The following is a 25,657-nucleotide window of genomic DNA, read 5'->3' on the forward strand; positions in this document are numbered from 1 at the left end:
CCCGCCGGGGTCAGGCATGAGGAGAGAGCGGGACGCGTACGGCGAGCATGGCGACGTCGTCGTCGGCCTTCGGCCCGGCCATCTCGTCGGCCAGGGTCTCCAGCAACTCGGGCAGCGGCCGCTCCCCGTGGGCGGCCAGCAACGCGCGGGTCGTGCCGATGGCCTGTTCGACGTCCCGGCCAGGCCTGTCGACGAGGCCGTCGGTGTACAGCAGCAGCGTCGAGCCTGGCGCCAGGTCCATGCGGTGGTCGGTACGCGGTGGATGGCCGAGGCCCGGATAGAACAGCACGTCGTGCTGGTCGAGCCGCCGGGTACTCCGGTCGGGCAGGAGCAGCAGCGGAGGCGGATGACCGGCGTTTGACCAGGTCAACGCCCAGCCCGCGGCGCCGTACTCCAGACGGGCGTGCAGGATGCTGCCGGTCGCGGGCAGCCGCAGGCTCAGGCAGGCGTGTTCGAGAGCGGTCAGCGCGGCCGCGGGCCCGAGCGCGGGATGGTCGAGTACGGCCTGGCGAAGCATGCTGCGCACCTGTCCCATCAGGGCCGCGGCCCGTATGTCGTGGCCGGTGATGTCGCCCACGGTGATCGCCAGGGAGGACGTCACCGGCCCGCCGGGGACGCCGGGCAGCGGGAAACTGTCGTACCAGTCGCCCCCGACCATGTCGTCGGTGGCGGCGGGCCGGTACAGGGCCGCGCTGTCCAGTCCGGGCGTGGCGGGCAGGTCGGTCAGCATGGCGCTCTGCAGCTGGCGGGCGACGGTGATGCGTTCGCCGAGGAACAGCGCCCGGGCCACGGTGTGCGCGGTGTAGCTGGCCAGCGCGTTCAGCGTCGCCTGTTCCACCAGGTCAGGCTGGTGGTGCCGGTTCCAGCCGACCATGAGCACGCCGACCGGGCCGCGGCTGGCGATCAGCGGCAGGCACACCGCCGAGACCAGGCCCAGGGAGTCGAACGCGGCCACCGCCTCGGGGCTGTACTGGGCCGCCAGGTCCTCCCGGCTGGGGATGGCGATCATCCGGCGATCGCGCAGCGCCCGCGCCGAGGGGAAGGGCGCCTCGATTCCGTACTGGCCGAGGATCTCCTCGACCTCATGCGGGCCGTCCGTGTCGGGCACCCGCGTCAGCCTGCCGTCCCGCAGCAGGCTCAGTCCGATGTAGTGCGGCGCCAGGGCGCCGATCACCAGGTGGCGCAGTCGCTGCCGCACGTCCTGGACGCTGGCGGCCTCGGCCATCTCCTGGGAGGCGCGCAGCAGCATCGCGGCGTTGGCCTGGGCGGTCGCGCGCGCCTCCTCGGCGGCCGCCCGGGCGTCCTCCGCGGCGCGGGAGGCCAGGCGCAGCCGCAACTCGCTCGAACACGCCGCGGCCAGGTCGGCCAGGTCGGTCAGCTCCGCGCTGGTCCACCGGCGGGCGGTGGTGTCGACCGCGCACAGCGACCCCAGCACCCGCCCGTCCTCGTCGGTCAGCGGCATCCCCGCGTAGGCGACCATCCCCAGCTCGGCGACGGCCGGGACGGCTCGCACCCGCTCGTCGAGGCGGGCGTCCGTCAGGACCAGCGGTTCGCCGTCCGTCACGACGTAGCGGCACAGCGAGTGCGACAGCGGACTCTGCCGGTGCTCGGCCCATGATCCTGTCAGGCCGGCCAGGCCGGGGAAGACCTGACGGTCGCCCTCTACCAGGGACACCAGCGCCACCGGCGCCCGCAACGTCCGGGCCACCAGAGCGGCGAAGCGCTCCATGTTCGTGTCCGCCTTGGCCGACAGGCCGGTCCGTCCTCGCACTTCGCACCGCCTGTCCTCGGCGCCCTTGGTCGACATCGGTGTTCACCTGTCTTGTGTGATGCTTACTGGTCGTGGCGGCGAGCGCCGAACCGGTTACTGCCCATGGACGGCCGATATGTGCCTACTCTCCGGGGTGGATTCTCCTGCCCCGGGCCCTCAGGCCGTGGCCACCGTACTCCCGAGGTGTGCTTTTCGTACCTCCTCGACCCGGCCCCACACACCGGAAAAAGACCGAATTGTCCTACGATGGGAGGAAAAATAATACAGCGGTCAAGGTAGCGGGGCGATGCCGGTGTTTTCTTCCCCACATCGGCAAGAGAACGGGACGTGCATCATGGGCCATGGACGTGACCGGGACAAGTGGCGGCTTCATGATCCGGTCAGGTAGGTGAAAGGGCGTTCGGTGACGCGTTCTGAGGACGTTGGGCGTGAACCGTCGGTGACGGCGGGAGCCGACGTGTTCGCCGTCGACGGCGAGATCGGCGGTGATCTCGCCCTGGTGGACTGGGAGGCGACCCCGCTCGGGCCACCGGCTCGCTGGCCGCAGAGCCTGCGGACGGCGGTGAGCATCCTGCTGTCGTCCCGGTTCCCGATGTGGATGGCCTGGGGGCCCGACCTGACGTTCTTCTGCAACGCCGCCTACCGGCGCGACACCCTGGGCCGCAAGTACCCGTGGGCGCTCGGCCGCCCGGCGAACGAGGTGTGGGCGGAGATCTGGGACGACATCGGTCCCCGGATCGACACCGTGCTGACCACCGGCAGGGCGACCTGGGACGAGGCCCTGCTGCTGTTCCTGGAGCGGTCGGGGTACCCGGAGGAGACCTACCACACCTTCTCCTACAGCCCCCTGCGTGACGACGACGGCCAGGTGGTCGGCATGTTGTGCGTGGTCAGCGAGGACACCGAGCGGGTCGTCGGCGAACGGCGGATGGCGACGCTGCGGCACCTGGGCTCCGACCTCAGCGTGGTGCGCACCGAGCAGGAGATGCTCGCCTTCACCGGCAGGCAACTCGGCCGCAACCTGCGGGACCTCCCCTTCACGCTGACCTACCTGTTCCAGGACGACGACTCCGCCCGGCTGACGAACGCGACCGGCGTCGTCCCCGGGCACCCCGCCGCCCCTGCGGTCCTGGCCGCCGGGGACGCGGACGGAGTGTGGCCCGCGGCGACACTCGCCCAGGGGAAACCGGCGCTCGTGGACCTCCGGGGGGTTCCGTTCACCGCACTGCCCACCGGGGACTGGCCACAGCCGCCCACGCAGGCACTGGTCCTGCCGCTGCTGCGGCAGGGCGGCGAGCCGTACGGGTTCCTGGTGACCGCGCTGAACCGGTACCGGCCGTTGGACGACGGTTACCGCGGATTCGCCGAGCTGGTCGCCGGGCACATCGCGGCGGGGGTCGCCAGCGCCCGCAACTACCAGGCCCAGCAGCGGCGGGCCGAGGAACTGGCCGAACTCGACCGGGCCAAGACCGCGTTCTTCTCCAACATCAGTCACGAGTTCCGCACCCCGCTCACCTTGATCATGGGACCGCTGGAGGAGCTGCGCGGGCGGCTCGCCGAGGCGGACCCCGGGATACGCGAGGAGCTGGAGGCCGTCCACCGTAACGGGCTGCGGCTGGGCAAGCTCGTCAACACCCTGCTGGACTTCTCCCGCATCGAGGCGGGCCGTATGCGGGCCCGCTACCAGCCGGTCGACCTGGCCGCCGTCACCTCCGACCTGGCCAGCGTGTTCCGCTCGGCCGTCGAGAAGGCCGGTCTGTCCTTCGACGTCGACTGTCCGCCGCTGGACGACCCGGTCCACATCGACTACGGCCTGTGGGAGAAGGTGATCCTCAACCTGCTCAGCAACGCGCTGAAGTTCACCTTCGACGGCTCCATCCGCGTCCGCGTGCGCGCCCACGACGGCCACGCCGTGGTCACCGTCGCGGACACCGGCATCGGCGTGCCCGCCGGGGAACTGCCCAGGCTGTTCGAGCGCTTCCACCGCATCGAGAACGCCCGGTCCCGCTCCAACGAGGGAAGCGGAATCGGGCTGGCTCTGGTGTGGGAGCTCGTCGGTCTGCACGGCGGCACCATCACCGCCGACAGCGTCGAAGGAGAGGGCACCACCTTCACCATCCGTCTGCCCTTCGGGCACGCCCACCTGCCCCCCGAGGCGCTGACGTCCGCCACCGGTACGGCCGCGACCCTCTCCGTGACCTCCGCCGCGGCCGACCCCTACCTGCAGGAGGCCCTACGCTGGCTGCCCGACGATCCGACCGGCGGCCCGGCCGCCGAGGCGGTGGGGACGGCGGGAGCGGCGTCTGCAGCCGACCCCCCGGCACGGGTGCTGATCGCCGACGACAACGCCGACATGCGCGAGTACCTCGGCCGCATCCTGCGGGGCGCCGGTTACCTGGTCGACGCGGTCGGCGACGGACGACAGGCCCTGCGGGCCGTCCGCACGACCACTCCCGACCTGGTGGTCAGCGACGTGATGATGCCCCACCTGGACGGCCTGGGACTGGTCGCGGCGCTTCGGGCCGACTCGCGCACCGCCTCGGTCCCCATCCTGCTGTTGTCCGCCAGGGCCGGGCAGGAGGCCTCCATCGAAGGCCTGCGGGCCGGCGCCGACGACTACCTCGTCAAGCCGTTCGCCGCGGCCGAACTGCTGGCACGTGTACGGGCGAGCGTGGAGCTGGCCCGGTTGCGCGGCCACCACGCCCGCTGGCGCACCGCGCTGATCGACTCCCTGCGGGAGGCGTTCTTCGTCTGCGACGAGAACGGCGCGGTCATCGAGATCAACGCCTCCTTCGCCGACATCCTCGGCTACGGGGCCGACGGCCTGCCGTACCTGCCCGCCCATCCCTGGTGGCCCGACGCCGAGACCGATCCCGAGGCGCACCGGCAGGTCGCCGAGGCCTTCGCGGACCTGCTCGGCCAGGGCCGGGGCAGCCACACCCTGCCCATCACCCACCGCGACGGACACCGGCTGTGGATCAGCGTCACCTTCAACCAGGCCCAGGACCCCGAAACCGGCCGCAGGGTGACCGTCGGAACCTTCCGCGACGTCACCGCCGAGCACTACGCCGTCCAGCGCGAGAGCGCCCTGGCGTCGCTGAGCACGTGCCTGTCCCGGGCCACCAGCCTGGACGACGCGCTGCGCGGCGCGCTGACCGAACTGAAGAACCTCTGGCGCGCCCGGTCCGTGCTGGCCGCCGTCTTCGACGACGGCGACGAGCCGGCCCTGACCGCCACCGACGGCTCACCCGTCTGGCGGCTGCTGCCCGAGCGGCGCCGTGACGCCCTCACCGAACTGCGCGGACGGCCTCCGCTCTCCTCGGTGACCGACCGCACCGGGGCCGGCGTCCTTCTGGAGCACCCCGAGGGTCCACTGGCCCTGTGGATCGACCTGGGCGGCCACCGGCCCTTCACCGGCGAGGACCAGCTGCTGCTGTCGTTGCTGGCCGGGCATCTCGCCCAGGGCCTGGTCCGCGCCCACCAGATCGACCAGCAGCGCGAGACCGCCCTCGCCCTGCAGCGCGCCATCCTCGGCCCCTCCGACCTTCCCGACGGTTTCGCCGTCCGCTACGAACCGGCCACCCCTCCCCTGGAGGTCGGCGGCGACTGGTACGACACCGTCGCCCTGCCCGACGGCCGCATCGGCATCGTGGTCGGCGACTGCGTCGGCCGCGGGCTGGAGGCGGCGGCCGTCATGGGGCAGCTGCGCAGCGCCTGCCGCGCCCTGCTGCTGCAGGACGCACGGCCGGGCCGGACCCTCATGGCCCTGGACCACTTCGCCGCAGGCCTCCCCGGCGCGAGGTGCACCACTGTCTTCTGCAGCGTCCTGGATCCGCGCACCGGGCACCTGACCTACTCCAGCGCCGGGCATCCACCGGCCATCCTCGCCCACCCCGACGGCACCGTCCGCCTCCTGTCCGAGGGCCGCTCCGCCCCGCTGGCCGTCCTCCCCGGCAGGGCGCGTCCCGAAGGCGAGTGCGACATCCCCGCGCGCGCCACCCTGCTGCTGTACACCGACGGCCTCGTCGAACGCCGTCGCCGACCCCTGACCGCGGGCATCGACCAGGCGGGCGCGGCGGTCCAGGCGGGCCGGAACATCGCCGTCGACGATCTCGCCACCCAGATCATGTCCCGCCTGGCCCCGGAGGGGGGTTACGACGACGACGTCGCCCTGCTGCTGTACCGGCACCCCGCCCCCCTGGACGTGGTCTTCCCCGCCGAGTCGTCACAGCTCGCACCCATCCGTACGGCCCTGCGTGGTTGGCTCACCCAGTGCAGGCTCTCCCCGCTGGTCCTGCAGGGCGTCCTGCTCGCCGCCGGTGAGGCGTGCGCCAACGCCATCGAACACGGGCACCGCGACGCCCCCGGCGGCACGATCCGCCTGCGTGCCGAGGCCTTCGTCGACGATCTGCGGCTCACCGTGACCGACAGCGGCCACTGGAAGCCTCCCCGCCCCGAGATCAACACCCATCGCGGCCGTGGCATGGCCCTGATGCGCGCCATGATGCAGCACGTCACCGTCACCCCGGGTTCCACCGGAACCACCGTCGACATGCACACGAGGATCACCTGATGGCCACACCGCTCACCCTGGTCCCCGATCTCCGCCCGGACGGCGTCGCCCTGCTGACGGCTGTCGGTGAGATCGACATGAGCAACACCGACGTCCTCGCCGCCGCTCTCGAACGCACGACGGGCGCGGTCGTCCTCGACCTGACCTCCGTCGGCTACCTCGACAGCGCCGGTCTGTCGGTCCTGTTCGCCCATGTCGACCGGATCGAGCTCATCGCCCCTCCGCTCCTGCTCCCCGTCCTGAACATCTCCGGGTTCACCGACCTGGCCCCCGTCCACGCCTCGCCGGGCGTCTGACCCCCGCCCCTCCGGGGGTGGCGTGGCGCCCAGGGCCCTCTCAGGGCTTGAGGACGACCTTCTCGCAGTTCTCCCGCTTGTTCTTGAAGATGTCGAAGCCGTACGGCGCCTGTTCGAGCGGCAGGGTGTGGGTGATGATCCGGGTCGGGTCGAGGTCGCCCCGTTCGACCAGCCTCAGCAGCGGTTCCATGTACCGCTGCACATGGCACTGCCCGGTGCGCAGGGTGAGCGAGCGGTTCATCCACGCCCCGGCGGGGAACTTGTCGATCAGCCCGCCGTACACGCCGATGACCGAAACCACGCCGCCGCTGCGGCACGACAGGATGGCCTGTCGCAGGGCGTGCGGACGGTCGGTCTCGGAGCGGACGGCCTGCTTGATCCGGTCGTAGGCGCCGATGTGGGCGCTGCCGTGCGTGGCCTCAAGGCCGACGGCGTCCACGCACTTGTCCGGACCGCGTCCGCCGGTCAGTTCCAGCAGCCGGGAGCGGACATCGGTCTCCTCGAAGTCGACGGCGGTGTGGCCCGCCTCCTCGGCCATGCGCAGCCGGTACGGTTCCTTGTCGATCGCGATGACCTCGGCCGCGCCGAGCAGCCTCGCGCTGTCCATGGCGAGTTGTCCGACCGGGCCCGCGCCCCACACGGCGACGACGTCGCCGGGCTGGATGTCGCACATCTCGGCGCCCATGTAACCGGTGGGCAGGATGTCGGACAGGAACAGCACCTGCTCGTCGCTCAGCTCCGACTCGATCCGCAGCGGCCCGACGTCGGCGAACGGCACGCGTGCGTACTCCGCCTGCCCTCCGGCGAATCCGCCGGTCAGGTGCGAGTATCCGAAGATCCCGGCGACCGGGTGGCCGAACATCTTCTCCGCGATCCCGGCGTTGGGGTTGCTGTTCTCACAGCACGAGTACAGCCGCGCCGCGCACGCCGCGCAGGCGCCGCAGGCGATCGGGAACGGCACCACGACACGGTCGCCGACACGCAGCCGAGACGGGTCGACGCCGGATCCGACCTCGACCACCTCTCCCATGAACTCGTGGCCCATGACGTCGCCGTCCTGCATCGTCGGCACGTACCCGTCGAGAAGGTGCAGGTCGGAACCGCAGATCGCGGTCGAGGTGATCCGTACGATCGCGTCACGGCCGTTGAGGATCGTCGGGTCCGGCACGTCGCGGACCTCGACCTTGTTGCGTCCGGCCCAGGTGTTGGCCCTCATGCCCCCGCCCCCTTCGCGAGTTCCTCCGCCGACAGGGGCTGCGCCGGACGCTGCGGGAACTCCCGGCGGGCGCGTTTGCCCCAGGGCGCCCCGTCGGATCGCGTCACCTCACCGGTCTCCAGTACCTGCTTCAGCCTGCGCAGGTCGTCGTCGAGCTGCTGGTGCGGCTCCTCGCCGAAGTATTTGGCGACCGCCTTGCCGAGCGGGCCGCCCGGGATGTCGTAGACGAGCAGTACGTGCACCTCCGTGCTCACGCTGTCCGGGGCCGGCGCGAACCGGACTCTCCCCGCGTTCGGCACGTCGGCGTCGCCGGTCGAGCGCCAGCCGACCAGCTCTCCCGGCACCTCGTCGGTGATCTCGGCGTCCCACCCGACCGTCCGGTCGAACGGGGCGCTCGCCCTCCAGTGGCTCGTCCGTTCACCCGTGACGCGTACCTCGTCAAGGTGGCACATGAACGTCGGGAGGTTCTCCAGGTGACGCCAGAACGCGTAAACGTCCCGCGCCGGTCTGCGGATTGTCGTCGTGGCCGTCAATTCCATGGCTCCCCCTTTCCTGACTTCAGGTGCTACCGACCTCAGAGAGAGTTACACCTGTTGAGTAAGAAATAGTTGGATATATCCATATATTTCCGGTGCAGGCGAAACACGAACGCGCCACACAGGGCGAGGGCGGTGAGAGGCTCCGATCGGCGGCCCACCCGGCGAAAGCGTGGAACGACAGGGGCCGTCTCCGGAGAACGGCCACGTCCCGCCCCCCGAGAGACCGTGCAGAAACCATCAATAACCAGTACAGAAACCGTCAATGACATCCCCGCCATAAAACGACAAACTGGCCTCGCACCTCCCCAGAACCTCATGCTTTCCCGAGAGGCGCGTCTGGAGAACAGGCGTATCGGCCCCGTCGAGCTCAGCGCGTCGACGCCTCCCGGTTCGCGGTCCCGGCCAGGTCGCCGTCAACGGCTGTGGGCTCTCTCTCCCGCCCACGCTCCGCCAGGCGGCGCCTCACCGATCCCGACGCACTCATCCCCGTACTGGAGGGCGTATGTACCGTGACCAACTGACACGCCGGGCGTTCGTGAACCTGGTCGGACGCGCCGGTGGCGCGGGAGCCGCGTACGGGACGCTGACGGCGATGGGCCTGCTGGCCGTACCCGAGGCCTACGCCGGACGACCGGACCTGGCACGACACGGCGGCGGGCGGGGTGTCAAGGTCGCGGTGATCGGCGCCGGCATCTCCGGCATGGTCGCCGCGCTCGAACTCTCGGCCGCGCAGTACGACGTGCGGGTCTTCGAGGCGCAGGACCGGGTCGGCGGCCGGATCAGGACCTACCGCGGCGGGGACACCGTCGTCGAGAACGGCTCGGTCCAGCGCGTCGACTGGGACCGCGACCCGGGCCTCTACTTCAACGCGGGGCCCGCCAGGATCCCCCACCACCACGAGGCGCTCCTCGGGTACTGCCGCGACCTCGACATCCCCCTGCAGGTGTTCGTCAACGACAACCGCGCCGCCTACCTGCACGACGCCGCCGCGTTCGGCGGGCGGCCGCAGCGTGCCCGCCGGGTGATCACCGACACGCGAGGAGCCATCGCGGAGCTGGCGGCGCGCGCGCTCAAACAGGACCTGGACCGTCCCATGTCGGAGGAGGACCTCGCCCGGGTGCGTGACTTCATCCAGGGGTTCGGCGGGCTCGACGGGAACTACCGCTACACCGGGTCGCCGGACGCCGGATACTCCGAACCGCCGGGGGGACCCGAGCCGGGCCAGGTCCTCGAACCCCTCGACCTCGTCGAGATCTCCAAGGGTTCGTCGCTGCGCTGGCGCGCGCTGTTCAGCGAGCAGTACCCGCAGCAGTCGACCGTCGTGGAGCCGACCGGCGGCATGGACGCCATCGCGCGGGCCTTCTACCGGCGGACCCGGCGGTTCGTCACGCTCAACGCGCAGGTGACGAAGCTCAGACGATCCGGGTCCGGCGCCCAGGTCACCTGGCGTGACCGTGTCACCCGGCGCGTGCAGGTCTGGGACGCCGACCACGTGATCGTGACGGTCCCCCTCACGGTCGTCAACGCCATCGACAGCGACTTCTCGCCGCCCGTGAAACGGGCCGTCGAGGCGGCGGTCCCCTACTACATCCCGGCCGTCAAGATCGCGTTCCAGGCGGACCGGTGGTGGGAGAAGGACCACCAGATCTACGGCGGCATCTCGTGGAGCAGCCGGGACATCACCCAGATGTGGTACCCGAGCTCGAACCTCCACGCCCGCAAGGGCATTCTCGTCGGCGCCTACATCTGGACACACGACATCGGGAACTCCTTCTCGGCGATGACGCCCGCGCAACGCGCCGCCGCGGCCGTCGCCGACGGCGAACACCTCTACCCCGGTTACCGGAACCTGGTCGGGCGTCCCGTCTCCGTCGCGTGGCCGAACGTGCCCTTCCAGGGGGGCGCCTGGATCGACTGGGGGGACGACCCGGCCACCCGCCGCGACATCTACTCCGTACTGCTGCCGCCGGACGGGCCGTACTGGTTCGCCGGCGAGCACATGAGCCACATCAACGGCTGGCAGGAGGGCTCCATCCGCGCGACCCACAACGTGCTCCACGGCATCCAGGCCCGCGTCACGCACGAGTAGCGCAGGCTGTACCCCGCCCCGGTAGCGGGCGGTATCGATCATGGCGTGCCCCCGCCGCCATGCTTGCCACATGACGGCCGGCTCACGAGGGCCGCGACCAAGGACCGCCTGACAGGCGTGTCCTCCCCACCAGTGCTCCGCGGCCGAGGAAGGTCCCTCCTCGGCCGCGGGAAAGTCACGTGGACCTTCCGGGGGAGGTCCGGTGTCCCGAACTCCGGCGGACGCTAGGAGAACACATGTCCCATGCCCTACGACGTACTTCCTTATCCCGGGCACTCGTCGGCGTACTCGCCCTGCTGTGCCTGGTCCTCCCCCAGAACGTGGCGAACGCCGGGCCGCACGAGCCCGGCAAGATCTCGGCGAAGGCCCGCGCCGACCTGAGGGACGGCAAGGCCACCCTCTGGATCCGGCTGAAGGGCGAGGCCGACCTCGGCGCCGCCTCCAGGGCCACGACGAAGGCGGCGAAGACCAAGGCGGTCTACGCCGCCAAGACCGCGTACGCCGACCGGTCCCAGGCCGGGCTCCGCGCGCTGCTGACCAGGCGGCACGCCGAGTTCACCCCGTTCTGGATCGTCAACGCGGTGAAGGTGACCGCCGACGAGAAGCTCGCCGAGGAGATCGCCGCCCTGCCCGAGGTGACCGCCCTCGAACCGGTGGCCAAGATCGAGAAGCCGAAGGAGCCCGGGCCGAAACCCGGCAAGGCGCGTTCGAAGGCGACGGCCGGGGTCGAGTGGAACATCGACATGGTGAAGGCCCCGCAGGTGTGGAACGACCTGCACAACCGGGGTGAGGGCATCGTCATCGGTGTGATCGACAGCGGGATGGAGTTCACGCACCCGGCGCTGATCAAGTCCTACCGCGGCACGCGGGCCGATGGCTTCGTGGACCACAACTACAACTGGTTCGACGCCTACGGGACATGCCCCTCCTCCGCCCCGTGCGACATGACCGGGCACGGTACCCACGTGACCGGCATCGCGGCCGGCGCGGACGGGATCGGGGTCGCTCCGGGCGCCAAATGGATCGGCTCCAACGGCTGCGGCGACGACTGCGAGGAGGCCGAGTCTCTGGCGGCCGCTCAGTGGATGATCGCGCCCACCGACCTGAACGGCCAGAACCCCCGCCCCGACCTCGCCCCGGACGTCGTCAACAACTCCTGGGGCTGGCGGTCGACCAATCCGAACGGGGTCGACTTCAGGGACGCCGTCGACGCCTGGATCGCCGCGGGAATCTTCCCGATCTTCGCCAACGGCAACGACGGAACGCTGCAGCCGTGCGGCACGAGCCTCCACCCCGGAAGTTATCCGGGGACGTACAGCGTGGGCGCCCTCGACTCCAGCGGAGGCGTCGCCGACCTCTCCAGCCGAGGTCCGGGCGAGAACGGGGACGTCAAACCCAACGTCTCCGCTCCCGGGAAGGAAGTACGCTCCTCGATACCCGGGGAGGGCTACACCACCATGGACGGAACCTCCCAGGCGGCTCCGCACGTGGCGGGCGCGGTCGCGCTCGTCCTGTCCGCCGCCCCCTCCCTGCGGAAAGACGTCAGCGCCATCCGGGCGCTGTTCGACGACACCGCCGTCGACATCCCCGACACGAGCTGCGGCGGAACGGCCGACGACAACAACGTCGCCGGTGAGGGTGCCATGGACGTCCACGCCACCGTGCTGGCCGCGCCGGACGATCCGCTCGGCGGCCTGCACGGCACCGTCACGGCGAACGGCCAGCCCGTGCCGGACGCCGAGGTGAGGGTCACCGGCCCGCTCGGCCGTACGGCGGCCGGCGGCCAGGACGGCGCCTACTCCCTGCCTCGTCTGCCCCCCGGCGGCTACCAGGTCACCGTCTCCAGGTTCGGCTACCAGGACTTCACCGGGACGGCGACCGTCACGGACGGCCAGACGACGACCCTCGACGTCACGTTGACTCCGAAGCCGAGCGGCGTCGTCTCGGGGACGGTCACCGTGGCGGGCACCCCCGCCAAGGGCGCCACGGTCACCGTGGCCGGCACGGGGACCAAGGCGGTCGCCGACGCCACGGGCCACTACCAGCTCAGGCTGCCGTACGGCTCCCACCGTCTGCGGGTCGGCGCCTCGCGCTGCGACGCCCCCGCCGACGAGCAGATCACCGTGGCCGGGGACATGACCAGGAACGTCGGCCTGCAGCGGCGTGCCGACGCCTTCGGCTACACCTGCGCCGTCGGCGCCGAGCCGTACGTGGCGGGCACCCAGCCCGTCGCGCTGACCGATGTCTTCACCACCAAGCAGGTCGCACTGCCGTTCCCCGTGCCGTTCTACGGCGCGCTCAGGAACGAGGTCCGGGTCGCTCCCGTCGGCTTCGCGACCTTCGCCGACACCTCGTTCGCCAGCAGCAACAACGAGTCCCTGCCGAACGTCAACGTCCCCGACCTGGCGGTTTACCCGTTCTGGGATGACTTCGTGATAGGCGGCGCCACGGGCGTCTACACCGCCACGGTGGGCACGGCTCCGCACCGGTCCTTCGTGATCGAATGGCGTGACGTCGTGTTCCGGAGAACGGGGATGTCCATCTCGTTCTCCGTACTGCTCGGTGAGGACGGCACGATCAGCTACCGCTACAAGGACACCGGGATCGAACTGGGACAAGGCGGCAGCGCCACGATCGGCATCGAGAACGCCGACGGCACCGACGCGCTGCTCTACTCCTACAACACGTCCTCGCTCACCGACGGGCGGAGCCTGACGTTCGTCGCCGCCGGCCACGGTGTGGTGCGCGGTACGGTCACCGACGCCAACGACGGCCAGCCGGTGGCCGGGGCGACGGTGACCTTCCCCTACGTCGCCACGTTCACCACTGGCCAGGACGGCACCTTCTCCGGCCAGATCCGGGCCGGGAACCACACCGCGCAGGTCTCCGGGGAGAACTACGGCACGACCACCCGGCAGGTGACCGTCGTCGCGCGTGACATCACCACCATGGACACCGAGCTGATCACCGGAAAGGTCGTCGCCGCCCCCACACAGGTGAGCCTGACCGCCCCGCCCGGCACCACCGGGACCGCGACGGTCACCCTCACCAACCAGGGCTGGCCGACCCCCTACGACGTCATCGCCGAATCCGCCCAGTCCGGCTGGCTGAGCGTCTCACCCCTGACGGGCGGACTCCTCAAGAACCAGTCGGCGACCCTGACCGTCACCGTCTCGACCGCCGGTCTCGCGCCCGGCGACACGCGGGAGGGGGAACTCGTCATCCACTCGACCAGCGCGCGACGGCCGATCGTCAGGGTCCCGGTGACCCTGACGGTGCCCGAGTAATCGGGTCGCCCCAGGATTCCCGGTCATGCGAAGCTCGTCTCCTCAATTTCCACTAGATCCCCATTTATCCGGCTAATTGAGGAGACGACGTATGGCCGAGAACGACGCGGAGGAGAGGAAGGCCCGCAGGAAACGGGCCGTACAGGGGGCCGGACGGGTCCTCGCCCGCTCCGGCGCCCTCCTCTCCCTGGGTGAGCGTCTCTCCTCCCTGGTCGAACAGGCTCCCGCGGTCTACGACCTCTCCTCCCCCGTCGACTCCTACGGCGACGGCGTCATGGCCGACCTGGAGCGGCGGGTGGCGGAGCTGCTGGGGAAGGAGGACGCGGCCTTCTTCCCCACCGGCACCATGGCCCAGCAGGTCGCGCTGCGCTGCTGGGCGGGCCGTACCGGGAACAACCGGGTGGTGCTCCACCCGCTGTCCCATCCGGAGATGTTCGAGTCGGACGCCTTCGAGGTGGTCAGCGGCCTGCGTCCGGTGTGGGCCACGCGGGAGCCGCGTCAGCCGACCGCCGAGGAGATCAGGAAACTGCCCGAGCCGTACGGCACGCTGATGCTCGAACTGCCGTTGCGCGAAGCCGGATACCTGCTGCCCACGTGGGAGGAGCTGGTCGAGGTCACCGGGGCGGCACGGGAGCGGAACGCGGCCGTGCACTTCGACGGCGCGAGGCTGTGGGAGTCCACGACGCGCCTCGGACACCCGCTTGAGGAGATCGCCGCCCTCGCCGACACCGTCTACGTCTCCTTCTACAAGTCGCTCGGCGGGCTCTCCGGCGCCGCCGTGGCCGGGCCGCGCTCGCTCGTCGAGGAGATGCGGATCTGGCGGCACCGGTACGGCGGAAAGCTCGCCCAGCAGTTCCCCGCGGCGCTCTCCGCGTTCGTCGGGCTCGACCAGGAACTGCCCCGGCTGCCGGAGTACGTGGCGCACGCACGGCTGGTGGCCGCGGCGATGGCCGAGGGGTTCCGGGACGCCGGACTCGGGTGGTTCAAGGTGTGGCCGGAGGAGCCGCACACCCACCAGTTCCAGGTGTGGCTGCCGTTCCCCGTCGAAGCCCTGGAGACCGCGGTGATCCGGCAGGCGGAGGAGAACGGGGTCGCGATCTTCCAGATCTCGTGGTGGGAGCCGGGGCTTCCGCCCGGGATCGCCGTCACGGAGGTGACGGTGAACGCCGCCGGCCTCGAATGGACCCCGGACGAGGTCCGCGCCGCGACCCGCGACTTCGTCGGTTTCCTCAGTCGTTGAGTGGATCCTCGCCGTGGCGAAGCAACGTGTCGGTCGCCGGAGCCGAGACGAAGGCGGAGATCTCCCTCTTCTTCGAAGACGAGGAGGCCGCCGGTAGCCGCCGGTTCGTCCTTGAGGTGTACGACTCCCACGACTGGGACGGGGACTGGCGCTGCGCCTGACCGGTCGATCGGGCCGGAACCGTCCGCATCTCGGCTGAATTGCGCCTGGCATGCCGTAGCGCCTCCGACCTGCGCTGATACAGGGAAAGGAGGGGCTTACTCTGACGCTATAGAGACTTGGAGTGATGGATCGCTACTTTCGGTGACGTCCAGCCCGAGGGGATGACAAATCTGAACGGTCCCCCTTGGGCATTCGTTTCCTCTACGCGATCGGGAGACTTTCGCATGCGCAAGATCACCGCTGTGACGTTGGTCGGCCTCGTGGCCGGTGCTGTCGGTTTCGGCGGCGCCGCTGTCGCCTACGCGGGGCTCGGCGGCGCTCAGGGACCGGGCGTCCGTGCCGCCGCGGTCGTCAAGGCCGACGGCAGCGTGGTCCGCTCGAAGGGCATCACCGGCGTCCGCAAGCTCGCCACCGGCCGATACTGCATCGAGTTGGACGCCGACTACAACGCCGCGCGTAGCGTGCCGGTCGCCACCAAGCAGTGGAGCGCGCCGTGGAACTCCAGCGTGTTCGTCGAGTCCGACACGACCGCCTGCGGTAGCGCCGAACGGTACGTCCTGGTCTCCGGCGGCAACAACGGGGCCGCCGCCGACCTGGCCTTTCACGTGATCGTGCCCTGATCCGGCAGAGCCCGGCCCCCGACAGCCCGGCGCGTGGTGGTTGGCGTGCCGGGCTGTCGGGTCGTCAGTGAAAACAGAAATTTCCTGAAATACGCAGACGATCCCCTTCGGGTCCGCACCCGGAGGGGATCGTCTGCGTTCAGAGGGTGCAGTTCTTCTGGGTGTCGGTGCGGACTCTTCTGCCGGTGAACTCCTCCAGGATGGCGATGTTCGCCGGGGAGTAGTTGGTCGCGGTGATCCGGTCGGCGTCGGGGCCGCCCAGCTTGCCGGTGTACGGCGCCGACTTCTCCAGCCAGTAGGCCGTGCGCAGGAACTGGGTCAGGACCAGCTCACGCAGCTTCGGCTCGTTCTTGATCCTCGTCCAGTAGTCGGGGTGCCTGCTCTTGGCCACCCGCAGATAGAGCAGCAGGTAGCGCAGGTTGGTGGCGGCGATGTCGCGGGCGTTGCTGGCCCCGATACCCCTGATGTACTCCTGGAGGACCGTCACCGCGGGCAGGCCCGTCAGTCCGGCGTTCAGCTCGGCCAGCACGCCCTGGAGGTGATACTCCCCCTGGGTCCGGTCGCGCAGGTAGATGCCGTCCATGGAGTCGCTGAGCCGGTCCTGGATCAGCGGCAGGATCTCCTTGCGGGGGAACCCGTCGTACAGCGGCACGACCGTGTCCTGCCTGGAGGCGTTGATCCAGGCCGCGGTGTGCACGTTCCACCTGGTCCGCGCCGGGTCGAGGTCCCACATGTGGGTCTCCTCGTGGATCGCCACCATCATCGACTCGGCGAAGGCCTCGAAGCTGCTCGTCTGGACGAACTGGGTCCAGTACTGGTCTCTGGCCTGGGCGACGGCCAGCGCCTGGCCGCTCGGCCACCGCCTGCCGTACACCGCCTGGAGCGTCTGCATCCAGTTGGACGAGTTGAACCTCGCCCTGAGGTCGCTCACGTCCGCGGTCGGCTGTGAGGGTTCCTCGTAACAGTAGGGGACGGCGGAGCTGGTGGCAGTGGTGTTGGCAGAGGCGGTGGTGGTCACCGCCAGGGAGGGAAGCGCGAGAAGCGCGGTCACGAGAGACAGAATGCGTTTTCGACTCACCGGGCCCTCATTCCTGAGTGGACGCGCCGCCGGGCAAGCAGGGCACGGACGGCCGCCGCTCTTTCGTCGTCACGGTGGATCGTATGAACCCCGTTTTCTCAGGGAAAATCCCACTTCGGGATAACATCATCGAGTACCCACCCGGCCCTGACCATCGTCCACGCAGGTCAGAACCGGTGTTCAGGGGAGATCGGTGAACCGCTCGATCTGCTTGGTCTTGCCGGAGACGATGATGACGTCGCCGTAGGCCAGCACGGTCTCGGCGGTGGCGTAGGTGAACTCCTCCCCCGGAGGCTTGACCGCCACGATCGTGACACCGTACTTGCGGCGCAGGTTCGACTCACCCAGGGGCACCCCGACGTAGTCCCTGGGCGGCAGGGTCTTGATCAGCGCGAAGTTCTCGTCGACCTCCAGGTAGTCGAGCATCCGGCCGCCGACCAGGTGCGCGACGCGCTCGCCCATGTCGTGCTCGGGGAAGACCACGTGGTGGGCGCCGACCCGGCTCAGGATCCGGCCGTGCTGACGGCTGATCGCCTTGGCCCAGATGTCGTCGATCTCCAGCTCGCTCAGGATCGACGCGGTGAGGATGCTCGCCTCGATGTCACCGCCGATGGCCACGACCGCCCGGTAGAAGTCGGAGACCCCGAGCTGGTCCAGCGCGTGGGGGTCGGTGGAGTCGGCGGTGACGATGTGCGGAATCCGCCCGGCGAGACTCTGCACGACCTTGGGCCGGTGGTCGATCGCCAGCACCTCCGTGCCCTGGCGGACGAGCTCAAGGGCGAGCGAGGTGCCGAACCTGCCCAGCCCGATCACCACCACCGGGTCGTCTCTCCTGTCAGTCAACGATGATCCGCTCCTCGGGAGGCCCGCGCCGACGGGCGTGTTACTACAAGACAAGCGTGGCACCGATGACGAGGAGACCGGACGTCGGCTCTATCCCGCGTACTCCAGGAGGACCCGGAGCTCACCCGCCTCGGGAACACCGAGCTCCTCGTAGAGGGCCAGCGCCAGCCGCCCGTGCTCGTCCACCTGTTCGTGGTCGCCGAGCCGCCAGTGGGTCCACGCCAGGTCGGCGAGCGCCCGCGCCTGGACCTCGCGGTCGCCGAGCGTACGGCTGCGCTGGAGCACCAGGGTGTAGAGGGTGAGCGCGTCGTCGTGATGCGCGTACCGGTCGAGATAGGGCCGTATCACCAGGGACAGCAGGCTGAGGCAGATCTCGGGTCCGTGGACGGCGGTGGCGATGATGTTGGCGCGCTCCGCGTCGAGCCAGGCGAGCGCCTCGACGGCGTCGCGGACGGGCGGGACCGGGGTGGCGGGCCGCGGGACGCCCTCCCGCTCGGCGACGCCGTACGGGAAGAGCCGGTCCATCGCCGCGCGTGAGCGGTGCAGGTAGTAGGCGAGCAGCCGCATGACGGCGCCGTCGTCCTCGGCGATCGAACGCGCGTGCTCGCGGAGCAGGTCGTGGAAGGTGTACCGGCCGGGTTCGAGCTGCAGGAGCATGTGGGCGTCGAGGAGGCTCTCAAGGAGGTCCTCGGCCTCCTCCTCCGGGATCCCGGCCAGCGCCGCCGCGCCGTACGCGTCGATGTCACGGCCGGGCACCAGTCCGAGCAGGCGGAACATGTGCCGTTCCCGCTCGTCCAGCTGCTCGTAGGAGAGGGTGAAGGCGGCCGAGACCCCGTCCAGGAGCCTGCGGTGGTCGCGCAGCCGTTCCGCCAGGTAGGCCACCGTCCAGCGCGGACGGTGCTGGAGGCGGGCGGCGGCGATGCGGATGGCGAGCGGGAGGTACCCGCACAGGCGCAGCGTCTCGCGTACGGCCTCCGGCTCGCGCCGGGCGCGTTCCCCCACGATCCGCCCGAACAGTTCGGTGGCCTCCTCCTCGTCGAGCACTTCGACGGAGAGCGCGTGGGCGCCGTCCAGCTCGACGAGCCGTCGCCTGCTGGTGACCAGGACGAGGGTGTCGGAGTGCCCCGGCAGCAGGGGCCGTACGTGCTCGGCGTCCGCGGCGTCGTCCAGTACGGCGAGCACGCGGCGACCGGCCAGTTCCGCACGCCAGAGGGCGCCGCGCTCCGCCGGTGTGACCGGGATGCTCTCCGCGGGCACTCCGAGCTGGCGCAGCAGGGCCTCAAGCGCGGCGGCGGCGTCGACCGGTTCCTGGCCCGCGGTGTGCGCCCCCAGGTCGATGAAGAGCTGGCCGTCCGGGTAGCGTCCGGCCATCCGGTGGGCCGCGTGGACGGCGAGCGTGGTCTTGCCGATCCCGGCCATGCCGTCGATCGTGACGACCGCCGCTCCAGGGCGTTCCCCCACGAGCCGCTCCACCTCAGCGGTTCGCCCGGCAAAATCGGAAAAATCCGGAATGTCGTAGGGCAGGAAGGTCGAACGACGGGCCGGAGCCGAGGCCTCGGAAGCCGGACGAAGGGACGGGTCGTCCACCAGGACCGCCCGTTCCAGTTCGACGAAGGCGTGCCCGGGGTCGAGTCCCTGTTCCTCCGCGAGAGCCGTACGGTAGGCGCGCGCGGCGGCCAGGGCGTCGGCCTGCCGTCCCGACCGGTGCAGGGCGAGGACGAGATGACCGTTGAGCCTCTCGCGCAGCGGATTGGCGCTCACCTGGGCGGCCAGCTCGTCGAGCAGGTCATCGTGCCGCCCCTCGGCCAGCCCCTCCTCGGCCAGGCGCTCGTAGGCGGAAAGCCGCCGGTCGTTCCACAGCTCCCTGACGCCGGAGACGTAGTGCGCGTGCACGTCCTCAAGCGCCTCGCCGTGCCACAGGTCCAGGGCCTCGCGCAGCGCGCCCGCGGCCACCAGCTCGGCGAACTCCCCCGTGTCGACCTGCCCAGGCTCGGGCCGCGCGACGTAGCCGCCCGCCCGCGTCTCCAGCAGCCGTACGGCCCCGGCGGCGCGCAGCGCCTTGCGGATCACGGTGATCGAGGCGTGGATCTGCGACCTGGCGGTGTCGGGCCGGTCGTGGCCCCACATCGCGTCGATCAGTCGCTCGATGCTGATCACCCGATCGGCGTTGAGCAGGAGATAGGCCAGTACGGCCCGGTGACGTGGGGCGATGTCCGGCAGCGGGGCACCGTCGACGGTCATCCGAACGGGGCCGAGCAGGGCGAAGCGCAGCATCGTCCCTCCATCACCTCCACATCGTGAGCGCATAGCGAATCTATCAATACGGACATCCATTCTGATCTCACACCAACCGCAACGAAAGGAACGAGGAACACCATGGAAGCCCGTATGAAGAACCCCGCCTCGATCATCCCCGGCGTCATCAAGCCGATCCAGGAGCTGATCAAGGCCGCCCAGTCGCAGGGGCTCCCCCAGGAGCTCATGGAGATGATCCACCTGAGGGTCAGCCAGATCAACGGCTGCAGCTTCTGTGTGGACGCCGGTCTGAAGAACCTGCGCAAGCTCGGGGAGAACGAGGACCGCATCGGCCTGGTCGTGGCCTGGCGCGAGGCGCCGTACTACACCGACGCCGAGCGGGCCGCGCTGGAGCTGGCCGAGGCCTCGACCCGGCTGGCCGACCACTCCGACGCCGTCCCCGACGAGATCTGGGACAACGCCGCCGACCACTTCGACGAGAAGCAGCTGGCCTCGATCCTGCTGATGATCGCCGTGACCAACCTCTTCAACCGGCTGAACGCCCCGATCCGCCAGGTCGCGGGCAGCTGGTAACCCCCGGTAATCCCCCGACACCGACTTCCCCGACTCTGAAGGAGAACAGACATGTCCGTGGTCCGCTCGCACCGCTACCACGTCGCCGACGGCGACCTTGAGGAGTTCCTCTCCCGCAGGGGCGCGCTGATCGAGGCCGTCAGGCAGGGGCACCCCGGCCTCACCCACGCCGTGCTGATCCGGCTTGAGGACGGCGTCTACACCGACACCTGGCACTGGGAGAGCGGTGCGCAGATGGGCGCCGCGTTCGCCTCCCTGCCCACCATCGCCGAGGCCCCGCTGACCATGGCCCTCACCTCGGACGCCACCGCCCTGAACGGTCAGGTCGTCGACGAGCGCTGAACCCGGCTCCGGGTGAGGAGTGTCCCCTCCTCGACCATCCGCTCGACCGCGAGGGCCGGGTCGATCAACGCCTCCGGGGTGTGCAGGCCCGGCGCCACGGGGTCGCCGCGCAGGCCGAGCAGCCGTTCGACGCCGAGGGCGACACCGAGCGCGGTCAGCGGCCGCTGCCCCAGGGGGTGTGTGAGGTGGTGGGTCACGTCGAGCGGCGTCCCCTCGGGTCCGGTCCCCTCCAGGTCGATCCTGACCTCGACGGAGGCCGGCCCGCCGCGCCGCCTGCCCGAGGACTCGCCGACCACGAAGTCGAAGCGGACGTTCGGCGCGCCCGTCGCCAGCGCCAGGCTCGGCACATCGGGGATGGCGACCGTCTGGCCGGGCAGTACGGTGCCGTCGGCGGTGAGCACCTCCACCTGGGCCTCCTGACCGGTCACCCAGGTGAAGACGCCGTCACGGCGCACCAGCCCCGCCGAGGTCACGGCCATCAGGCGTTCCATGTCCTCGACGGCGGCAGGACCGCCCCCGTCCAGTTCGTCCAGTACCAGCGCGGCCCTGACGGTGTGGACCCGGTGGAACTCGCGGGCCAGCTCCAGCGCCGCGAGGACGACGAGTCCGGCGCAGCCGTGGCTGGCCAGCAGGATCGGCGCGGCGGACGCCCGCTGGGCACCGGCGAAGACCTCCGGCGTGATGTCCACCAGGCCGTTGGAGATGCTGAGGTACGGCAGCCCGCGTTCCTGCGCGTAACGCAGCCCGTTGAGGTGGGAGTCCCACACCGTCGCGACCACCGCCGAGCATTCCTGGCCGTCCGGCAGGCCGAGGTCGTCGCGCCGCAGGTCGAGGGGGACGGCCGTGGCGGTGCCGAGTTCGTCGGCGACCCGCCGCGCGCGGCCGAGGTCACGGCCCGCGACGGCCAGCGGCAGCGCCGGGTACCACCGCCGGAGAACGGCGGCGGTGCCCGCGCCCGCCTGCCCGGAGCCGCCCATGATCAGTACCGGTTCCATCGGGATTTCCTCTCGTACGGCTAAGCTACGTTTTGTAGGCTACACGTTGTAGCTTAAGCTGGGACCGCGACGCAAGAGGAGGACGATGGCCACATCACCGACCCGCCTGTCCAAGCAGGAGAGACGGGAGCAGCTGCTGGAGACCGCCCTGGCGGTCGTACGCGTCCAGGGTGCCGACGGCCTGACCCTGCCCACCCTGGCCGAGGCCGCCGAGGTGAGCAGGCCGATCGTCTACGACCACTTCGGCACCAGGAACGGCCTGCTGACCGCGCTCCACCGGCGGCTCGACGAACAGCACCGGGCCGCGCTGACCCGCGCGCTGGGCGAGGCCCCGCCGACCGGCCCCGAGGTCGCCCGCGTCATGAGCGCGGCCTACTTCACGTGCGCCACCGCCATGCCGGAGTTCAACGCCGTCACCGCCGCCCTGAAGGGGAACCCGGAGATAGAGGTGATCCAGCGCGAGATGCTCGACGACTACACCGACCTGATGGCCACCGCGCTCGCCCCGCACTCCGCTCTCGGCGCCCAGGCGCTCCGGCTGCGCTGTGTCGGCGTGCTCGGCGCGGCCGACGCGATCGCCGCCGAACTCAACCACGGGCGGACGACCCTCGACGACGCCGTCACCGCGCTGACCGACCTGATCGCGAGCGCCCTTTCTCAGCCCCTTTCTCAGGTCTCTCAGGCGCGGTAGACGGCCGTCGCGATCCGGACGAACGACCTGACCAGCGGGTTCGCGTCGCCCGTCCGCCACGCCACGACCACACGGCTCGGCGCCATGTCGGCCAGCGGCACCACGGTCAGCTCCTCCGGCGGGGTGTGCCCGAGCGGGGACATCCCGACCGTGCCGTTCCAGAGCACGGCCTGCAGGCACTCCTGTACGGCGCGCACCACCGGCCCCTCACGGGGCTCGCCGCCGTTCCAGTAGGACCGCCAGAGCGGATCGACGCCGTCGGGGAACTGGAACCAGCGCCGTCCCGCCAGGTCGGCCAGGCTCAGCCGGTCGCGGCGCGCCAGCGGATCGTCGGCGCGCAGCACCGCGCCGACCGGGTCGGCCCGCAACTCGCGCACCGTCAGACCGGTCTCGTCGAACGGCCCGCGCGTCAGCGCCACATCGACCAGCCCGGCGCGCAGCCCGCAGGTCGGGTCGGTCAGGTCGGTCTCCCGGACCCGGATCTCGACGTCCGGATGCCTGCGGCGGTACGCGGCGGCCAGCCGTGTCGCGCCCCGATCGGCGCCGTCGCCCAGGATGCCGACGGTGACGGTCGCGGCCCCCGCCGCGGCGGCCACCCGCACCCGTACCCGCTCCGCCTGTTCGAGCAGGGCGCGCGCCTCGTCGAACAGCACCGCCCCGGCCGGGGTGAGCCGGACGCCCAAGGGGGAACGGTGGAACAGGGCGGCGCCGACATCGGTCTCAAGCCGCCTGATCGCCCGGCTCAGCGGCGGCTGGCTCATGTGCAGCCGGGCGGCCGCCCGGCCGAAGTGGAGTTCCTCGGCGACGGCCACGAAATACCGAAGCGTACGTAGCTCCATGACCGGCGACGATACCCGCAGGGCATCACCGCCACCCAACAGGACTTGGACCGCGAAGGCCTCACAGCGCTGCAATCAGGGCATGACCTACGAACCCATACCCGACCCCGTCGTCCAGGTCTCCGGCGCCCAGGAGATCGCCCCCGGCCTGCTGGTGATCCCGAACCACCGGGCCGGGCTGGTGCCCAACATCGGCGTCATCGGCGGCACGCGAGCCGTACTGGTCGTCGAGACGGGCATCGGCACCGCCAACGCCGAGCAGGTCCTCGCCTTCGCCTCGGAGGTGGCGGCGGGCCGCAGGCTGTACCTGACCACGACGCACTTCCACCCCGAGCACGCCTTCGGCGCGCAGGTGTTCTCCGGCGAGGCCACCTACCTGGTCAACCGCGCCCAGGCCGACGACCTCAGGGCCAAGGGACAGGGCTACCTGGAGATGTTCCGCGGCCTGGGCGAGACCGTCGCCCGCCGCCTGGACGGCGTCACGGTGCCCGTTCCCGACCTGGTCTACGACGACGCCCACGGCCTGGACCTCGGCGGTCGCACCGTACGGCTGCGCCCGACCGGCCGGGGCCACACCAGGGGCGACCAGGTGGTCGAGGTGCCGGACGCCGGTGTGCTGTTCACCGGGGACCTCGCCGAGACCGGGCAGTTCGCCATCTTCCCCTGGTTCCCGCCGTACGACACCGACGTCTCCGGTGTGGGCTGGCTGACGGTGCTGGACCGGCTGGCCGCCGCGGGCCACAGGACCGTGGTCCCCGGCCACGGCGACCTCGGCGGCCCCGAGGTGCTCACCGGCGTCCGCGACTACCTGCGCGAACTGCGTGAGGAGACCTGGCTGCGGCGCGACTCGGCGGCGGACGAGGCCGAGATCGTCGCCGAGGTCAGGACGCTGCTCGTCGAACGGCACCCCGAGTGGACCGGCCACGAGTGGATCGAACGGGGCGTCGGCTGCCTGTGCGCGGAACACCCCGGGCACACCGAACGCACCGGGCACACGGAACACGCGGGGCCCTCGGCGCACGCCGGGTGACCTATCGGGCCGCGAGTGTCCGGGAGGAGCGGACCCGGCGGCCGAGCAGGGCCAGCAGGGCGGCCATGACCACGCCGACGGCCGCCAGGCTGATCCGGTCGGCCACCGTGTCGGCGTTGGAGACCAGCCCGAAGGCCGTGTGGGCGACCAGCGCCCCGGCCGCCAGGGCCAGGCTGTGCCCGTCCGTCCACAGTCCCCCGGCCGTCCAGCGGCGCAGCAGCCACCCGGCCCCCACGACCAGTACGACGGCGGCCGTCATGGGCGCCACGACCCACCCGTCGTGGGTGAAGAAGGGCCGGGTCGCGCCGCCGAAGGGGAACAGCAGCGCCAGGTACCCGAAGGCCACGACCGCACCGAACACCCCGGCCACCACGGGCCTCATCGGTCCGGCCTGTCCGGTCGGTCGGGTCGGCTCGGCCTGTCCGGTCGGTCGGGTTTGTCCGGTCGGTTCGGTCGGCTCGGTCTGTCCGGTCGGTCGGGTTTGTCCGGTCGGTTCTGTCGGGGAGACGCCCGGGGGGAACCGCAGTCGCAGGCCCGCCGCCGTCAGCAGGGCGACCACGGCCGCGCACCCGGCCAGGACCGCCACTGGCGCCTGGTATCCGGGGTCGATGCTCGTCACCACGGTCACCCGCAGCAGCAGCGCGCCCAGGACGAAGACCGTCCCGGCCGACCAGAGGCCCAGTCTGCCCAGGTAGGGCCGGTCACGCAGCGAGGGAAAGACCAGGTCGGTCAGCAGGATCGGGATCGCGGCGCTGAAGACCGCGTGATAGGGGATCTGCAACTCGGCGTAGGCGCTGTTCAGTCCCAGGATCCGGGGCGCCCACCCGGCGGCGCCGTACATCGTGGGGCTGCTCAGCGCCTGCAGGGCCAGGCCCTCCTCGACGACGCCGTAGGCCGCGCCGAGCAGCAGCACCCCGGCCCAGCCCGTCCCGGCCCGTCGTACCAGCTCGCGCACCAGGACGGTGCCCGCGCCGTAGATCGGAATCCACAGCAGCAGGATCCACGCCATGCGGAGCGGCGGGTTGCCGAGGGTGAACTCGGCCACGAGCGGTGTGACCACCGCGAGCAGCAACGCGGCCCGGCGGCCGCCTTTCCGGTTCGCTGTCATACGGCGATCGTGTTCCGCGCGTGCCCTCCTGGGCCTGTGCCTCCGGGCCTGTCCGTGGCAACCCGGGTGCGGGATCGGCGGCGACTTCGGACCCGCCCGTGGCAACCCG

General features: G+C 70.9%; 20 protein-coding genes. 11 read left to right on the forward strand and 9 right to left on the reverse strand.

Going from position 1 to position 25,657, the window contains the following annotated elements:
- Positions 1-10: 10 nt before the first annotated feature.
- A complete protein-coding gene (locus ACFYY8_RS10685; protein WP_390039366.1) occupies positions 11-1,807 on the reverse strand; it encodes a SpoIIE family protein phosphatase in 1,797 nt (598 codons plus the stop codon).
- A gap of 367 nt (positions 1,808-2,174) precedes the next feature.
- Between ACFYY8_RS10685 and ACFYY8_RS10690 the strand changes: the two genes are divergently transcribed.
- Both ACFYY8_RS10690 and ACFYY8_RS10695 read left to right on the forward strand, forming a co-directional pair.
- On the forward strand, positions 2,175-6,344 hold the full coding sequence (locus tag ACFYY8_RS10690) for a SpoIIE family protein phosphatase (protein WP_390039368.1): 4,170 nt from the start codon (positions 2,175-2,177) through the stop codon (positions 6,342-6,344).
- Positions 6,344-6,640 carry an STAS domain-containing protein gene (locus tag ACFYY8_RS10695; RefSeq protein ID WP_352015626.1) on the forward strand — a complete coding sequence of 99 codons (297 nt, stop codon included), beginning with the start codon at positions 6,344-6,346 and terminating at the stop codon, positions 6,638-6,640. The genes ACFYY8_RS10690 and ACFYY8_RS10695 overlap by 1 nt, the downstream gene beginning before the upstream one ends.
- A 40-nt stretch (positions 6,641-6,680) precedes the next feature.
- Here the strand turns inward: ACFYY8_RS10695 and ACFYY8_RS10700 are convergent, their stop codons facing one another.
- Positions 6,681-7,856 (reverse strand): zinc-dependent alcohol dehydrogenase, encoded by a 1,176-nt coding sequence (locus ACFYY8_RS10700; RefSeq protein WP_390039371.1) that lies wholly within the window; start codon positions 7,854-7,856, stop codon positions 6,681-6,683.
- Positions 7,853-8,395: an SRPBCC family protein gene (locus ACFYY8_RS10705; protein ID WP_390039373.1), complete on the reverse strand. Its 543-nt coding sequence runs from the start codon at positions 8,393-8,395 to the stop codon at positions 7,853-7,855. Before ACFYY8_RS10705 ends, ACFYY8_RS10700 begins: the two co-directional genes overlap by 4 nt.
- A 502-nt stretch (positions 8,396-8,897) precedes the next feature.
- Here ACFYY8_RS10705 and ACFYY8_RS10710 point away from each other — a divergent pair.
- The 5 genes from ACFYY8_RS10710 (at position 8,898) to ACFYY8_RS10730 (ending at position 15,793) form a co-directional block, all read left to right on the forward strand.
- Positions 8,898-10,484: a flavin monoamine oxidase family protein gene (locus ACFYY8_RS10710; protein ID WP_390039375.1), complete on the forward strand. Its 1,587-nt coding sequence runs from the start codon at positions 8,898-8,900 to the stop codon at positions 10,482-10,484.
- A gap of 236 nt (positions 10,485-10,720) precedes the next feature.
- A complete protein-coding gene (locus ACFYY8_RS10715) occupies positions 10,721-13,771 on the forward strand; it encodes a S8 family serine peptidase (RefSeq protein ID WP_390039377.1) in 3,051 nt (1,016 codons plus the stop codon).
- 91 nt (positions 13,772-13,862) lie between these two features.
- The gene (locus tag ACFYY8_RS10720; RefSeq protein WP_390039379.1) at positions 13,863-15,011 is read left to right on the forward strand and encodes a threonine aldolase family protein; all 1,149 of its coding nucleotides are present in this window, start codon (positions 13,863-13,865) and stop codon (positions 15,009-15,011) included.
- Positions 15,012-15,037: 26 nt separating this feature from the next.
- Complete coding sequence (locus ACFYY8_RS10725; protein WP_390039381.1) at positions 15,038-15,172, forward strand: hypothetical protein; 135 nt, start codon at positions 15,038-15,040, stop codon at positions 15,170-15,172.
- Between the two features lie 225 nt (positions 15,173-15,397).
- Entirely contained in the window at positions 15,398-15,793 is a 396-nt protein-coding gene (locus ACFYY8_RS10730) for a hypothetical protein (protein WP_362914852.1), read from the forward strand.
- Positions 15,794-15,932: 139 nt separating this feature from the next.
- On the opposite strand, the gene ACFYY8_RS10735 is transcribed toward ACFYY8_RS10730, so the two are convergent.
- The 3 genes from ACFYY8_RS10735 to ACFYY8_RS10745 form a co-directional block, all read right to left on the reverse strand.
- Complete coding sequence (locus tag ACFYY8_RS10735; RefSeq protein WP_390039383.1) at positions 15,933-16,844, reverse strand: hypothetical protein; 912 nt, start codon at positions 16,842-16,844, stop codon at positions 15,933-15,935.
- 207 nt (positions 16,845-17,051) lie between these two features.
- On the reverse strand, positions 17,052-17,714 hold the full coding sequence (locus ACFYY8_RS10740) for a potassium channel family protein (protein WP_390039385.1): 663 nt from the start codon (positions 17,712-17,714) through the stop codon (positions 17,052-17,054).
- A 90-nt stretch (positions 17,715-17,804) separates the two neighbouring features.
- Positions 17,805-19,988, reverse strand: a complete 2,184-nt coding sequence (locus ACFYY8_RS10745; RefSeq protein ID WP_390039387.1) for a BTAD domain-containing putative transcriptional regulator — start codon at positions 19,986-19,988, stop codon at positions 17,805-17,807.
- Between the two features lie 102 nt (positions 19,989-20,090).
- Between ACFYY8_RS10745 and ACFYY8_RS10750 the strand changes: the two genes are divergently transcribed.
- Together ACFYY8_RS10750 and ACFYY8_RS10755 are read left to right on the forward strand one after the other, a co-directional pair.
- Entirely contained in the window at positions 20,091-20,543 is a 453-nt protein-coding gene (locus ACFYY8_RS10750; RefSeq protein ID WP_390039389.1) for a carboxymuconolactone decarboxylase family protein, read from the forward strand.
- Positions 20,544-20,594: 51 nt separating this feature from the next.
- Positions 20,595-20,885, forward strand: coding sequence for a hypothetical protein (locus ACFYY8_RS10755; RefSeq protein WP_390039391.1), 291 nt, complete (start codon positions 20,595-20,597; stop codon positions 20,883-20,885).
- Here ACFYY8_RS10755 and ACFYY8_RS10760 read toward each other — a convergent pair.
- Positions 20,864-21,880 (reverse strand): hypothetical protein, encoded by a 1,017-nt coding sequence (locus ACFYY8_RS10760; RefSeq protein ID WP_390039393.1) that lies wholly within the window; start codon positions 21,878-21,880, stop codon positions 20,864-20,866. The two genes, ACFYY8_RS10755 and ACFYY8_RS10760, sit on opposite strands and share 22 nt — an antisense overlap.
- 85 nt (positions 21,881-21,965) lie before the next feature.
- On the opposite strand from ACFYY8_RS10760, the gene ACFYY8_RS10765 reads away from it, so the two are divergent.
- Complete coding sequence (locus tag ACFYY8_RS10765) at positions 21,966-22,571, forward strand: TetR/AcrR family transcriptional regulator (protein ID WP_390039395.1); 606 nt, start codon at positions 21,966-21,968, stop codon at positions 22,569-22,571.
- Here the strand turns inward: ACFYY8_RS10765 and ACFYY8_RS10770 are convergent.
- A complete protein-coding gene (locus ACFYY8_RS10770) occupies positions 22,559-23,410 on the reverse strand; it encodes a LysR family transcriptional regulator (RefSeq protein ID WP_390039397.1) in 852 nt (283 codons plus the stop codon). The two genes, ACFYY8_RS10765 and ACFYY8_RS10770, sit on opposite strands and share 13 nt — an antisense overlap.
- An 82-nt stretch (positions 23,411-23,492) precedes the next feature.
- On the opposite strand from ACFYY8_RS10770, the gene ACFYY8_RS10775 reads away from it, so the two are divergent.
- Positions 23,493-24,440, forward strand: coding sequence for an MBL fold metallo-hydrolase (locus ACFYY8_RS10775; RefSeq protein WP_390039399.1), 948 nt, complete (start codon positions 23,493-23,495; stop codon positions 24,438-24,440).
- Between the two features lies 1 nt (position 24,441).
- Here ACFYY8_RS10775 and ACFYY8_RS10780 read toward each other — a convergent pair whose 3' ends face one another.
- On the reverse strand, positions 24,442-25,548 hold the full coding sequence (locus tag ACFYY8_RS10780) for a hypothetical protein (RefSeq protein ID WP_390039401.1): 1,107 nt from the start codon (positions 25,546-25,548) through the stop codon (positions 24,442-24,444).
- Positions 25,549-25,657: the final 109 nt, after the last annotated feature.

It is taken from the genome of Streptosporangium sp. NPDC001559 (assembly GCF_042893955.1).
In the GTDB taxonomy this organism is placed as follows: domain Bacteria; phylum Actinomycetota; class Actinomycetes; order Streptosporangiales; family Streptosporangiaceae; genus Streptosporangium.

Bases quoted from the DNA above. Each gene is read 5' to 3' on its own strand.
- ACFYY8_RS10775 (WP_390039399.1), top strand. From the start codon at position 23,493: ATGACCTACGAACCCATACCCGACCCCGTCGTCCAGGTCTCCGGCGCC.
- ACFYY8_RS10720 (WP_390039379.1), top strand. From the start codon at position 13,863: ATGGCCGAGAACGACGCGGAGGAGAGGAAGGCCCGCAGGAAACGGGCC.
- ACFYY8_RS10730 (WP_362914852.1), top strand. From the start codon at position 15,398: ATGCGCAAGATCACCGCTGTGACGTTGGTCGGCCTCGTGGCCGGTGCT.
- ACFYY8_RS10770 (WP_390039397.1), bottom strand. From the start codon at position 23,410: ATGGAGCTACGTACGCTTCGGTATTTCGTGGCCGTCGCCGAGGAACTC.
- ACFYY8_RS10755 (WP_390039391.1), top strand. From the start codon at position 20,595: ATGTCCGTGGTCCGCTCGCACCGCTACCACGTCGCCGACGGCGACCTT.
- ACFYY8_RS10745 (WP_390039387.1), bottom strand. From the start codon at position 19,988: ATGCTGCGCTTCGCCCTGCTCGGCCCCGTTCGGATGACCGTCGACGGT.
- ACFYY8_RS10715 (WP_390039377.1), top strand. From the start codon at position 10,721: ATGTCCCATGCCCTACGACGTACTTCCTTATCCCGGGCACTCGTCGGC.
- ACFYY8_RS10695 (WP_352015626.1), top strand. From the start codon at position 6,344: ATGGCCACACCGCTCACCCTGGTCCCCGATCTCCGCCCGGACGGCGTC.
- ACFYY8_RS10685 (WP_390039366.1), bottom strand. From the start codon at position 1,807: ATGTCGACCAAGGGCGCCGAGGACAGGCGGTGCGAAGTGCGAGGACGG.
- ACFYY8_RS10705 (WP_390039373.1), bottom strand. From the start codon at position 8,395: ATGGAATTGACGGCCACGACGACAATCCGCAGACCGGCGCGGGACGTT.
- ACFYY8_RS10750 (WP_390039389.1), top strand. From the start codon at position 20,091: ATGGAAGCCCGTATGAAGAACCCCGCCTCGATCATCCCCGGCGTCATC.
- ACFYY8_RS10710 (WP_390039375.1), top strand. From the start codon at position 8,898: ATGTACCGTGACCAACTGACACGCCGGGCGTTCGTGAACCTGGTCGGA.
- ACFYY8_RS10760 (WP_390039393.1), bottom strand. From the start codon at position 21,880: ATGGAACCGGTACTGATCATGGGCGGCTCCGGGCAGGCGGGCGCGGGC.
- ACFYY8_RS10700 (WP_390039371.1), bottom strand. From the start codon at position 7,856: ATGAGGGCCAACACCTGGGCCGGACGCAACAAGGTCGAGGTCCGCGAC.
- ACFYY8_RS10765 (WP_390039395.1), top strand. From the start codon at position 21,966: ATGGCCACATCACCGACCCGCCTGTCCAAGCAGGAGAGACGGGAGCAG.
- ACFYY8_RS10780 (WP_390039401.1), bottom strand. From the start codon at position 25,548: ATGACAGCGAACCGGAAAGGCGGCCGCCGGGCCGCGTTGCTGCTCGCG.